Origin of the sequence: Pseudomonas sp. JH-2 (assembly GCF_036231725.1) — a bacterium.
In the GTDB taxonomy this organism is placed as follows: Bacteria; Pseudomonadota; Gammaproteobacteria; order Pseudomonadales; family Pseudomonadaceae; genus Pseudomonas; species Pseudomonas delhiensis.
Window position 1 is genome coordinate 3,219 of sequence record NZ_JAZAQP010000082.1, and the last position, 12,975, is coordinate 16,193.

General features: G+C 62.2%; 9 protein-coding genes and 1 tRNA gene. All 10 read right to left on the reverse strand.

Going from position 1 to position 12,975, the window contains the following annotated elements; translation table 11 throughout:
* Window positions 1-204 precede the first annotated feature (204 nt).
* Window positions 205-4,404, reverse strand: a complete 4,200-nt coding sequence (rpoC, locus tag VV867_RS30030; RefSeq protein WP_109935919.1) for a DNA-directed RNA polymerase subunit beta' — start codon at window positions 4,402-4,404, stop codon at window positions 205-207.
* Window positions 4,405-4,465: 61 nt separating this feature from the next.
* Window positions 4,466-8,539, reverse strand: a complete 4,074-nt coding sequence (gene rpoB / locus VV867_RS30035; protein WP_109935918.1) for a DNA-directed RNA polymerase subunit beta — start codon at window positions 8,537-8,539, stop codon at window positions 4,466-4,468.
* 220 nt (window positions 8,540-8,759) lie between these two features.
* Window positions 8,760-9,128, reverse strand: coding sequence for a 50S ribosomal protein L7/L12 (gene rplL / locus VV867_RS30040; RefSeq protein ID WP_109935917.1), 369 nt, complete (start codon window positions 9,126-9,128; stop codon window positions 8,760-8,762).
* Between the two features lie 77 nt (window positions 9,129-9,205).
* Window positions 9,206-9,706: a 50S ribosomal protein L10 gene (gene rplJ / locus VV867_RS30045; protein WP_089393446.1), complete on the reverse strand. Its 501-nt coding sequence runs from the start codon at window positions 9,704-9,706 to the stop codon at window positions 9,206-9,208.
* Window positions 9,707-9,910: 204 nt separating this feature from the next.
* The gene (gene rplA, locus VV867_RS30050) at window positions 9,911-10,606 is read right to left on the reverse strand and encodes a 50S ribosomal protein L1 (RefSeq protein ID WP_074986520.1); all 696 of its coding nucleotides are present in this window, start codon (window positions 10,604-10,606) and stop codon (window positions 9,911-9,913) included.
* Window positions 10,606-11,037, reverse strand: coding sequence for a 50S ribosomal protein L11 (rplK, locus tag VV867_RS30055; protein ID WP_095941591.1), 432 nt, complete (start codon window positions 11,035-11,037; stop codon window positions 10,606-10,608). Before rplK ends, rplA begins: the two co-directional genes overlap by 1 nt.
* A gap of 119 nt (window positions 11,038-11,156) precedes the next feature.
* Entirely contained in the window at window positions 11,157-11,690 is a 534-nt protein-coding gene (gene nusG, locus VV867_RS30060; RefSeq protein ID WP_074986525.1) for a transcription termination/antitermination protein NusG, read from the reverse strand.
* Between the two features lie 9 nt (window positions 11,691-11,699).
* The gene (gene secE, locus VV867_RS30065; protein ID WP_089393448.1) at window positions 11,700-12,068 is read right to left on the reverse strand and encodes a preprotein translocase subunit SecE; all 369 of its coding nucleotides are present in this window, start codon (window positions 12,066-12,068) and stop codon (window positions 11,700-11,702) included.
* 46 nt (window positions 12,069-12,114) lie between these two features.
* A tRNA-Trp gene (locus VV867_RS30070) sits at window positions 12,115-12,190 on the reverse strand.
* 53 nt (window positions 12,191-12,243) lie between these two features.
* A partial coding sequence (locus VV867_RS30075; protein ID WP_328568281.1) for an EF-Tu/IF-2/RF-3 family GTPase occupies window positions 12,244-12,975 on the reverse strand: 732 nt, incomplete at its 5' end.

A 12,975-nucleotide genomic window follows, 5' to 3' on the forward strand; every position in this document is an offset into this window, starting at 1 on the left:
CTTGTCGACCATGCGCTTGCGCGGCTTACGCACCAGCTGGTTGATAGTTGCCATCTATAGCTCCACTGATTGTCTTACGACACTTAAACGAAATGGCAGAGCAAGCGCCCTGCCAATTTTCGGGGTACAAAATACTAAAGAGCTTCCAGCACCCCGTCAAGACAAAGCCCCGGCTGTCAAGACAGCCGGGGCTTCGGTCAAGGCTTAGTTGCCACTCAGGTTGAGCGCTTCGGCCAGTGCTGCTTCGGCTTCGCTGGCGCTCACACGCTGCGGTTTGCCGAGTTCGCGCTGACGCTTGCGCTCGCTGTGGTAGGCCAGGCCGGTACCGGCCGGGATCAGGCGACCGACCACCACGTTTTCCTTCAGGCCGCGCAGGAAGTCGCGCTTGCCGGTGACCGCCGCCTCGGTGAGGACGCGGGTGGTCTCCTGGAAGGAGGCCGCGGAGATGAACGACTCGGTCGACAGAGAGGCCTTGGTGATACCCAGCAGAACGCGCTCGTACTTGGCCGGGAACTTGTCCACGGTGGCCAGCACTTCGTTCTCTTCCAGCACCTGGACCAGTTCGACCTGGTCGCCCTTGATGAAGGAGGAGTCACCCGACTCGGCCACTTCGACCTTGCGCAGCATCTGCCGCAGGATGGTCTCGATGTGCTTGTCGTTGATCTTCACGCCCTGCAGGCGGTACACGTCCTGGATCTCGTTGACGATGTACTTGGCCAGCGAGCTGACGCCGAGCAGACGCAGGATGTCGTGCGGGTTGCTCGGGCCGTCGGAGATCACTTCGCCACGGCTGACCTGTTCACCTTCGAACACGTTCAGGTGACGCCACTTCGGAATCAGCTCCTCGTACGGATCGGTACCGTCGGTGGGCGTGATGACCAGGCGGCGCTTGCCCTTGGTTTCCTTGCCGAAGGAGATGGTGCCGCTGATTTCCGCCAGGATCGAAGGCTCTTTCGGACGACGCGCCTCGAACAGGTCGGCAACGCGCGGCAGACCACCGGTGATGTCGCGGGTCTTCGACGTTTCCTGCGGGATACGCGCGATAACGTCACCGACACGCACCTTGGCACCGTCGTTCAGGTTGACCAGGGCGTTGGCCGGCAGGAAGTACTGGGCCGGTACGTCGGTACCCGGCAGCAGCAGGTCCTTGCCCGCGGCGTCGATCAGCTTCACGGCCGGACGGATGTCCTTGCCCGAAGCCGGGCGATCCTTCGGATCCATCACCTCGATGTTGGTCAGGCCGGTGAGTTCGTCGGTCTGGCGCTTGACGGTGATGTTCTCTTCCATGCCGGCGAAGGCAACGGTACCGTCCATCTCGGTGACGATCGGGTGGGTGTGCGGGTCCCACTTGGCGACGATGGCGCCCGGGTCGACCTTGTCGCCTTCCTTGACCGAAATCACCGCACCGTACGGCAGCTTGTAGCGCTCGCGCTCGCGACCGAAGTCGTCGGCCACGGCCAGCTCGCCGGAACGCGATACCGCCACCAGCGCGCCGTCGGCACGCTCGACGTGCTTCAGGTTGTGCAGGCGGATGGTGCCGCCGTTCTTGACCTGGACGTTGTCCACGGCGGAGGTCCGGCTGGCCGCACCACCGATGTGGAAGGTACGCATGGTCAGCTGGGTACCCGGCTCACCGATGGACTGGGCGGCGATGACGCCGACCGCTTCACCGATGTTGACGCGGTGGCCACGGGCCAGATCGCGGCCGTAGCACATGGCGCAGATGCCATGGCGGGTTTCGCAGGTGATCGGCGAACGCACCACGACTTCGTCGACGCTCATCTGCTCGAGGAAATCGACCCACTTCTCGTCGATCAGGGTGCCGGCCGGCACGATGACGTCATCGCCACCGGGCTTGAACACGTCACGCGCGATCACGCGGCCGAGCACGCGCTCGCCCAGCGGCTCGACGACGTCGCCGCCTTCGATGTGCGGGGACATGACCAGGCCATGCTCGGTGCCGCAATCGATCTCGGTCACTACCAGGTCCTGGGCCACGTCGACGAGACGACGGGTCAGGTAACCGGAGTTCGCGGTCTTCAGTGCGGTATCCGCCAGACCTTTACGCGCACCGTGGGTGGAGATGAAGTACTGGAGTACGTTCAGGCCTTCACGGAAGTTCGCGGTGATCGGCGTCTCGATGATCGAGCCGTCCGGCTTGGCCATCAGGCCGCGCATGCCGGCCAGCTGACGGATCTGGGCCGCGGAACCCCGCGCACCGGAGTCCGCCATCATGTACATGGAGTTGAAGGACTCCTGGTCGACTTCCTTGCCCTCGCGGTCGATGACCTTCTCTTTCGAGAGGTTGGCCATCATCGCCTTGGACACTTCGTCGTTGGCCTTCGACCAGAGGTCGATCACCTTGTTGTACTTCTCGCCCTGGGTTACCAGGCCGGAGGCGTACTGGCTCTCGATCTCCTTCACTTCCTCGGTGGCGGCGTTGATGATGCGCGCCTTCTCGTCCGGGATGACGAAGTCGTTCACGCCGATCGACACACCGGAGATGGTCGAGTAGGCGAAGCCGGTGTACATCAGCTGGTCGGCGAAGATGACGGTGTCCTTCAGCCCCACCACGCGGTAGCAGTGGTTGATCAGCTTGGAGATCGCCTTCTTCTTCATCGGCTGGTTGACCACGTCGTACGGCAGACCTGCCGGCACGACCTGGAACAGCAGGGCACGGCCGACGGTGGAGTCGACGATGCGGGTGTTGGCGACCAGTACGCCGTCCTCACCCTTGACCTTCTCGTTGATGCGCACTTTCACGCGGGCGTGCAGGGACACCTGGCCGCTGCGGTAGGCGCGGTCGACTTCCTGCAGGTCGGCGAAGGCCATGCCCTCGCCTTTCGCGTTCACGGCTTCACGGGTCATGTAGTACAGACCCATCACCACGTCCTGCGACGGCACGATGATCGGCTCGCCGTTGGCGGGCGAGAGGATGTTGTTGGTGGACATCATCAGCGCGCGCGCTTCCAGCTGGGCCTCGAGGGTCAGCGGGACGTGGACGGCCATCTGGTCACCGTCGAAGTCGGCGTTGTAAGCCGCGCAGACCAGCGGGTGCAGCTGGATCGCCTTGCCTTCGATGAGCACCGGCTCGAACGCCTGGATGCCCAGACGGTGCAGTGTCGGTGCGCGGTTCAGCAGCACGGGGTGTTCGCGGATGACTTCGGCGAGAACGTCCCAGACCTCGGGCAGCTCGCGCTCGACCATCTTCTTCGCAGCCTTGATGGTGGTAGCCATGCCACGGGCTTCGAGCTTGCCGAAGATGAACGGCTTGAACAGCTCGAGGGCCATCTTCTTCGGCAGACCGCACTGGTGCAGGCGCAGGGTCGGGCCGACGGTGATTACCGAACGACCGGAGTAGTCCACGCGCTTGCCGAGCAGGTTCTGACGGAAGCGACCTTGCTTGCCCTTGATCATGTCGGCCAGGGACTTCAGCGGGCGCTTGTTCGAGCCGGTGATGGCGCGACCGCGGCGACCGTTGTCCAGCAGGGCGTCGACAGCTTCCTGCAGCATGCGCTTTTCGTTGCGCACGATGATGTCCGGCGCGGCCAGGTCGAGCAGGCGCTTCAGACGGTTGTTACGGTTGATCACCCGGCGGTACAGATCGTTCAGATCCGAAGTCGCGAAGCGGCCGCCATCCAGCGGAACCAGCGGACGCAGGTCCGGCGGCAGCACCGGCAGGACGGTCAGCACCATCCACTCGGGATGGTTGCCGGAGCCCTGGAAGGCTTCCATCAGCTTCAGGCGCTTGGACAGCTTCTTGATCTTGGTTTCCGAGTTGGTCTGCGGAATCTCTTCGCGCAGGCGGCCGATCTCGTGCTCCAGGTCGATCTGGTTGAGCAGCTCGCGAACCGCCTCGGCGCCCATGCGCGCGTCGAAGTCGTCACCGAACTCTTCGAGGGCTTCGAAGTACTGCTCGTCGTTCAGCAGCTGGCCCTTCTCCAGGGTGGTCATGCCCGGGTCGATCACCACGTAGCTCTCGAAATAGAGCACGCGCTCGATGTCACGCAGGGTCATGTCCAGCAGCAGGCCGATACGGGACGGCAGGGACTTCAGGAACCAGATGTGGGCGACCGGCGAGGCCAGCTCGATGTGGCCCATGCGCTCGCGGCGCACCTTGGCCAGCGCGACTTCGACGCCGCACTTCTCGCAGATCACACCGCGGTGTTTCAGGCGCTTGTACTTACCGCACAGGCACTCGTAGTCCTTCACCGGGCCGAAGATCTTGGCGCAGAACAGGCCATCGCGCTCCGGCTTGAAGGTACGGTAGTTGATGGTCTCCGGCTTCTTAACTTCGCCGAACGACCAGGAACGAATCATCTCGGGCGAGGCCAGACCAATACGGATGGCATCGAACTCCTCGATTTGACCCTGGTTTTTCAACAGATTGAGCAAGTCTTTCAAGGCCTTTCCTCCTCACGGACCCGGTGCGGCGGCTAGCCGCCGCACCGTTTATCGTCACGTGTTATTCGGTTTCCAGTTCGATATCGATGCCGAGCGAGCGGATCTCTTTGATCAGCACGTTGAAGGACTCGGGCATGCCGGCCTCCATGCGGTGATCCCCGTCCACGATGTTCTTGTACATCTTGGTACGGCCGTTCACGTCGTCCGACTTCACGGTCAGCATTTCCTGCAGGGTGTAGGCGGCGCCGTAGGCTTCCAGCGCCCAGACCTCCATCTCCCCGAAACGCTGGCCACCGAACTGCGCCTTGCCACCCAGCGGCTGCTGGGTAACCAGGCTGTAGGAGCCGGTGGAACGTGCGTGCATCTTGTCATCGACCAGGTGGTTCAGTTTGAGCATGTACATGTAGCCGACGGTGGTCGGACGCTCGAACTGGTTGCCGGTGCGGCCGTCGAACAGGCGCATCTGGCCGCTCTCCGGCAGGTCGGCCAGCTTCAGCATGGCCTTGATCTCGCGCTCCTTGGCACCGTCGAACACCGGGGTAGCCATGGGCACGCCGCCCTTGAGGTTGTTGGCCAGCGCGACGATCTCGTTATCGGACAGCTCTTCCAGGCTCTCCTGGCGACCACCGATCTCGTTGTAGATCTCGTTCAGGAACTGGCGCAGCTCGGCGATCTTGCGCTGCTCTTCGAGCATGCGGTTGATCTTCTCGCCCAGGCCCTTGGCCGCGAGGCCCAGGTGGGTTTCGAGGATCTGACCGACGTTCATGCGCGAGGGTACGCCCAGCGGGTTCAGGACGATGTCCACCGGGGTGCCGTTGGCGTCGTGCGGCATGTCCTCGACCGGCATGATCACCGAGACCACACCCTTGTTACCGTGACGGCCGGCCATCTTGTCGCCCGGCTGGATGCGGCGCTTGATGGCGAGGTAGACCTTGACGATCTTCAGCACGCCCGGCGCCAGGTCGTCGCCCTGCTGCAGCTTGCGCTTCTTGTCCTCGAACTTGTCGTCGAGCATCTGACGGCGGTCGCTGAGGTAGGCCTGGGCCTTCTCCAGCTGCTCGTTCAGGGCGTCTTCGGCCATGCGCAGCTTGAACCACTGGCCGCGCTCGAGACCGTCGAGGTACTCGTCGGTGATCTCGGTGCCTTTCTTCAGCGCCGGGCCGCCATCGGCGACGGCGCCGACCAGGGCGGAGCGCAGACGCTCGAAGGTGGCGCCTTCGACGATGCGGAACTCTTCGTTGAGGTCCTTGCGGATCTCGTCCAGCTGCATCTTCTCGATGGACAGGGCGCGACTGTCGCGCTCCACGCCGTCACGGGTGAAGACCTGGACGTCGATCACGGTGCCCTTGGTGCCGGTCGGCACGCGCAGGGAGGTGTCCTTCACGTCGGACGCCTTCTCACCGAAGATCGCGCGCAGCAGCTTCTCTTCCGGCGTCAGCTGGGTCTCGCCTTTCGGGGTGACCTTGCCGACCAGGATGTCGCCAGCCTGCACTTCGGCGCCGACGTAGACGATGCCGGCTTCGTCCAGCTTGTTCAGCGCGGCCTCACCCACGTTCGGGATGTCCGCGGTGATTTCCTCTGGGCCGAGCTTGGTGTCACGGGCAACGCAGGTCAGTTCCTGGATGTGGATCGTGGTGAAACGATCTTCCTGGACCACGCGCTCGGACAGGCAGATGGAGTCTTCGAAGTTGAAGCCGTTCCAGGGCATGAACGCGACGCGCATGTTCTGGCCCAGGGCCAGTTCACCCATGTCGGTGGACGGACCGTCGGCGAGGATGTCGCCGCGGGCGATCACGTCACCCTTGCTGACCAGCGGACGCTGGTTGATGCAGGTGTTCTGGTTGGAACGGGTGTACTTGGTCAGGTTGTAGATGTCGACGCCGGCTTCGCCGGTCTCGACTTCGTCGTCCGCCACACGCACCACGATACGGCTGGCGTCGACCGAGTCGATCACGCCACCGCGGCGAGCCACGACGCAGACACCGGAGTCACGGGCGACGTTGCGCTCCATGCCGGTACCTACCAGCGGCTTGTCGGCGCGCAGGGTCGGAACGGCCTGACGCTGCATGTTCGAACCCATGAGCGCACGGTTGGCGTCGTCGTGCTCGAGGAACGGGATCAGCGAGGCAGCGACGGAAACGACCTGCTTCGGCGAAACGTCCATGAGGGTGACGTCTTCCGGCGCCTTCACGGTGAATTCGTTCAGGTGACGTACGGCGACCAGCTCGTCAATCAGATGGCCCTGCTCGTCCAGGGTCGCGGACGCCTGGGCGATCACGTGGTCGGCCTCTTCGATAGCGGAGAGGAACACGATCTCGTCGCTGACCAGGCCTTCCTTCACCACGCGGTACGGGCTTTCCAGGAAGCCGTACTTGTTGGTGCGGGCGTAGGTCGCCAGGGAGTTGATCAGACCGATGTTCGGACCTTCAGGGGTTTCGATCGGGCACACGCGGCCGTAGTGGGTCGGGTGTACGTCACGAACCTCGAAGCCCGCGCGCTCACGGGTCAGACCGCCCGGGCCGAGTGCGGAGACACGGCGCTTGTGGGTGATCTCGGAGAGCGGGTTGTTCTGGTCCATGAACTGCGACAGCTGGCTGGAGCCGAAGAACTCCTTGATCGCGGCGGCCACCGGCTTGGCGTTGATCAGGTCCTGCGGCATCAGGCCTTCGCTTTCGGCCATGGACAGGCGTTCCTTGACCGCGCGCTCGACACGCACTAGGCCCACGCGGAACTGGTTCTCGGCCATCTCGCCGACGCAACGGACGCGACGGTTGCCCAGGTGGTCGATGTCGTCGACGATGCCCTTGCCGTTACGGATGTCGACCAGGGTACGCAGTACGTCGACGATGTCTTCCTTGCTCAGCACGCCCGGACCTTCGATCTCGCTGCGGCCGATACGGCGGTTGAACTTCATGCGGCCGACGGCGGACAGGTCGTAGCGCTCGGCACTGAAGAACAGGTTGCCGAACAGGGTCTCGGCGGCTTCCTTGGTCGGCGGCTCGCCCGGGCGCATCATGCGGTAGATCTCGACCAGGGCTTCGAGCTGGTTGCCGGTGGAGTCGATCTTCAGGGTGTCGGAGATGAACGGGCCGCAGTCGATGTCGTTGGTGTACAGGGTTTCCAGGCACACGACCTGGGCCTTGGCGATCTTCGCCAGGACGTCGACGGACAGCTCGGTGTTGCACTCGGCGATGATCTCGCCGGTAGCCGGGTGCACGACAGCCTTGGCCACGGTACGGCCAATGAGGTAGTCGAAAGGCACTTCCAGCTCTTTGATGCCAGCCTTTTCCAGCTGGTTGATGTGGCGCGCGGTGATACGGCGGCCCGCTTCGACGATGACCTTGCCGGCGGCATCCTTGATGTCGAAGCTGGCGATTTCGCCGCGCAGACGGTGCGGCACCAGCTCCAGACGCAGACCTTCGCCCTTGATGTGATAGACGTTGGTCGCGTAGAAGGCATCGAGGATTTCCTCGGTGCTATAGCCCAGCGCGCGCAGCAGGACGGACGCCGGCAGCTTGCGGCGACGGTCGATACGGACGAACACGCAGTCCTTCGGATCGAATTCGAAGTCCAGCCAGGAACCGCGGTAAGGAATGATGCGCGCGGAGTACAGCAGCTTGCCGGAGCTATGGGTCTTGCCACGGTCGTGGTCGAAGAACACACCCGGGGAACGGTGCAGCTGGGAAACGATGACGCGCTCGGTACCATTGATGATGAAGGTACCGTTCTCGGTCATCAGGGGGATTTCCCCCATGTAGACTTCCTGTTCCTTGATGTCCTTGATCGCTTTGCTCGACGACTCTTTGTCGAAGATGATCAGGCGCACTTTCACCCGCAGCGGGACGGCGAAGGTCACACCGCGCAGCACGCACTCCTTGACGTCGAAGGCCGGCTCACCCAGGCGATAACCGACGTATTCCAGGGCAGCATTGCCGGAATAGCTGATAATCGGGAAAACGGACTTGAAGGCCGCATGCAGACCGATGTCGCGGATCTGATCCTTGCTTGCACCTGCCTGCAGGAATTCGCGATAGGAATCCAGCTGGATGGCCAGCAAATACGGCACATCCATGACGTCCGGCAACTTGCTAAAGTCCTTGCGGATACGTTTTTTCTCAGTGTATGAGTAAGCCATCAGCGTTCCCCAGCTTGGTCACCTGCTTGTTTGGCCTCTCCCACGGGAGCAGCCGAAAAATCGTGCAAACCTGGCGTTTGCGCCACCCCTGAGGGTGGGAGTTTCCCGTTATGGGAGGGGACCTGCGGCACCCCACCCAGAACGGAAAAAGGCCGGTGGCAAAAGCCACCAGCCATCAGCCTGTCGCTTGACGCTCGGGCTGTAGACGCAAGGGGCGAGCTTACTTGAGCTCGACCTTGGCGCCTGCTTCTTCCAGGGCTTTCTTGGCAGCTTCGGCTTCTTCTTTCGAAGCGCCTTCCTTGACCACGCCCGGGGCGCCGTCAACGACAGCCTTGGCTTCTTTCAGGCCCAGGCCGGTCAGTTCACGAACGACCTTGATCACGTTCACTTTCTTCTCGCCGGCTTCGGTCAGGACGATGGTGAACTCGGTCTGCTCTTCGGCAGCGGCAGCGGCAACAGCCGGGCCAGCGGCAACAGCGGCAGCAGCGGTAACGCCGAACTTCTCTTCCATCGCCTTGATCAGTTCAACGATCTGCATGACGGACATTTCGGATACGGCGTTGATGATGTCTTCGTTGGTCAGAGCCATGACTCTAATTCCTGTATTGGGTGACGGCGCTCGCGCCATCGATTAAACAAAAAAGGTTTGAAAGCCTACCGGTTGCCTTAGGCAGCGGTGGCTTCTTTCTGGTCACGAATTGCCGCCAGAGTACGAGCCAGCTTGCTGGTAGCGCCTTGGATCACGCTCATCAGCTGTGCAACGGCTTCGTTGTAGGTCGGCAGGGTTGCCAGAACGTCGATCTGATTGGCTGCGAGGAATTGACCCTCGAACGCGGCCGCCTTGATCTCGAACTTGTCCTGACCCTTGGCGAACTCCTTGAAGATACGAGCGGCAGCGCCCGGATGTTCGTTGGAGAAAGCGATCAGGGTCGGGCCCTTGAACGTGTCGTTGAGCACCTCGAACTGAGTGCCTTCAACGGCGCGCTTGAGCAGGGTGTTACGTACGACTTTCACGTACACACCAGCTGCGCGGGCCTCTTTACGGAGTCCGGTCATTGCGCCGACGGTCACGCCACGGGCATCAGCCACGACAGCGGACAGACCGGCTTTGGCAGCCTCGTTGACTTCAGCGACGATGGCCTTCTTGTCTTCGAGTTTGATTGCCACGGGTTTACTCCTGGATGTTACCGATACGTCCAGCCGGAGCCGGACGGCGTTTTGGTGTCTGATCCGGTTAACGAATCGGGAGCACCATCTGCGTAGGCTTGTGGTTTAAGGCTTGCGCCGCCTACGGTCTTGGACAGCCCCCGCCAGGCAGGGACCCCAATACCTGCGGGTGATGGGCCAGGCCCACCACCCGACTTTGTCTTATCAGCCTTCCAGGGAAGCCTGATCGATCTGCAGACCCGGGCCCATGGTGGTGCTCAGGGTCACGCGCTGAACGTACACGCCCTTGGAGGAGGCGGGCTTCAGGCGCTTCAGGTCAGCCAGCAGAGCTTCGACGTTCTGCTTCAGCTTGACCGGCTCGAAATCGATCTTGCCAACGGAGGCGTGGATGATGCCGTTCTTGTCGGTACGGAAGCGAACCTGACCAGCCTTGGCGTTCTTCACGGCAGTGGCTACGTCCGGGGTCACGGTACCGACCTTCGGGTTCGGCATCAGGCCGCGCGGGCCGAGAACCTGGCCCAGTTGACCAACAACGCGCATCGCGTCCGGGGAGGCGATGACCACGTCGTAGCTCAGGTCACCGGCCTTCATCTCGGCAGCCAGCTCGTCCATACCGACCTTGTCGGCGCCTGCAGCCAGAGCGGCTTCGGCAGCCGGGCCCTGGGTGAAGACGGCAACGCGGACGCTCTTGCCGGTGCCGTTCGGCAGAACGGTGGCACCACGAACGACCTGGTCGGATTTACGCGGATCGACGCCCAGGTTGATGGCGATGTCCACGGACTCCTTGAACTTGATGGTCGACAGCTCGGCCAGCAGTTTTGCGGCGTCTTCGAAGCCGTATTGCTTGCCGGCTTCGATTTTCTCGGCGATAGCCTTTTGGCGCTTGGTCAGCTTAGCCATTACACACCCTCCACGTTGAGGCCCATGCTACGCGCGGAGCCGGCGATGGTACGCACGGCCGCATCCAGGTCAGCTGCGGTCAGATCGGCCTGCTTGGCCTTGGCGATCTCTTCCAGCTGAGCACGGGTAACGGTGCCCACTTTCTGGGTGTTCGGGCGGCTGGAACCGCTGCTGATGCCAGCAGCTTTCTTCAGCAGCACCGAAGCCGGGGTGCTCTTGGTTTCAAAGGTGAAGCTGCGGTCGCTGTAAACGGTGATGATCACCGGAGTCGGCAGACCGGGCTCCATGCCCTGGGTCTTGGCGTTGAACGCCTTGCAGAACTCCATGATGTTCACGCCGTGCTGACCCAGAGCGGGGCCGACCGGCGGCGACGGGTTGGCTTGACCAGCCTTTACCTGCAGCTTGATGTAAGCCTGAATTTTCTTAGCCATGTGCTACTCCAGTTACGGGTTCTAGCGCCACAAGGGCTCCCCGGTTGCTTTCGCGTTTATCCCAAGGACGACAAAACCCCGCAGCCTATGGCTGCGGGGTGTGGGATGCATTGTGCAAGTCAGACTTTCTCGACTTGGCTGAACTCCAGCTCTACCGGGGTAGAGCGACCGAAAATGAGCACCGCGACCTGGATCCGGCTCTTTTCGTAGTTGACCTCTTCAACCACGCCATTGAAGTCCGCGAAGGGACCGTCGATGACGCGAACGGTTTCGCCCGGCTCGAAGAGCGTCTTCGGCTTGGGCTTGTCGCCACTGTCGGCGACGCGACGCAGGATGGCCTCGGCCTCCTTGTCGGTGATCGGAGCCGGCTTGTCGGCGGTACCGCCGATGAAGCCCATGACGCGAGGAGTGTCCTTGACCAGGTGCCAGGTACCCTCGTTCATCTCCATCTGGACCAGCACATAGCCGGGGAAGAACTTGCGCTCGCTCTTGCGCTTCTGGCCGTTACGCATCTCCACGACTTCTTCCGTGGGAACCAGAATCTCGCCGAACCCGTCTTCCATGCCGGCCAGCTTGACCCGCTCGATCAGCGAGCGCATGACATGCTTCTCGTAACCCGAGTAGGCATGCACAACGTACCAACGCTTAGCCACGGAACACCCTTAACCTACGATCATGGAAACCAACCAACCCAGCAGGGAGTCGAGCCCCCACAGCAGCAGCGCCATAACCAGCACTACCGCGACCACGATCATGGTGGTCTGAGTCGTTTCTTGGCGAGTCGGCCATACGACCTTGCGAATCTCGGCACGCGCTTCTTTCGCCAGGGTGAAGAAGGCACGACCCTTGACGGTCTGCAGCGCCACGAAACCAGCGACAGCCGCCAGAACCAGGATACCGAGCACGCGATAAAGGAGCGGTTGAGCGGAGTAATACTGGTTGGCAACGACGCCGACCACGACAACCACTGCGACCAAGAGCCACTTCAAGATATCGAAACGCGACTCTTTGGCTTCTGCCTTCGCATTCATCTGCTGGGAATCCCGTTGAAGAAATGCCAAATTCCATCGAGAAATTTGGCAGGCCAGGAGGGAATCGAACCCCCAACCTGCGGTTTTGGAGACCGCCGCTCTGCCAATTGAGCTACTGGCCTAGAACAAAGTCAGGCCGACCATTATGCCGGCCTGAGAGGGAAAGATCAATCGATTATTCGATGATCTTGGCAACCACGCCGGCGCCAACGGTACGGCCGCCTTCGCGAATCGCGAAGCGCAGGCCGTCTTCCATGGCGATCGGGGCGATCAGGGTGACGGTCATCTTGACGTTGTCACCCGGCATTACCATCTCGACGCCTTCCGGCAGCTCGCAGTTGCCGGTCACGTCGGTGGTACGGAAGTAGAACTGCGGACGGTAGCCCTTGAAGAACGGGGTGTGACGACCGCCTTCTTCCTTGGACAGCACGTACACTTCGCACTCGAACTTGGTGTGCGGCTTGATGGTGCCCGGCTTGGCCAGAACCTGGCCACGCTCCACGTCTTCACGCTTGGTGCCGCGCAGCAGGACGCCGACGTTCTCGCCAGCACGACCTTCGTCGAGTAGCTTGCGGAACATTTCAACGCCGGTGCAGGTGGTCTTGGTGGTCGGACGGATACCGACGATTTCCACTTCTTCCTGGACCTTGACGATGCCGCGCTCGACACGACCGGTCACCACGGTGCCGCGGCCGGAGATCGAGAACACGTCTTCGATCGGCATCAGGAACGGCTGGTCGATGGCACGAACCGGCTCAGGGATGTAGGAGTCCAGGGTTTCTACCAGCTTGCGCACGGCGGAAACGCCCATCTCGTTGTCGTCCTGGCCATTCAGGGCCATCAGCGCGGAGCCAACGACGATCGGGGTGTCATCGCCCGGGAAGTCGTAGGTGTTCAGCAGGTCGCG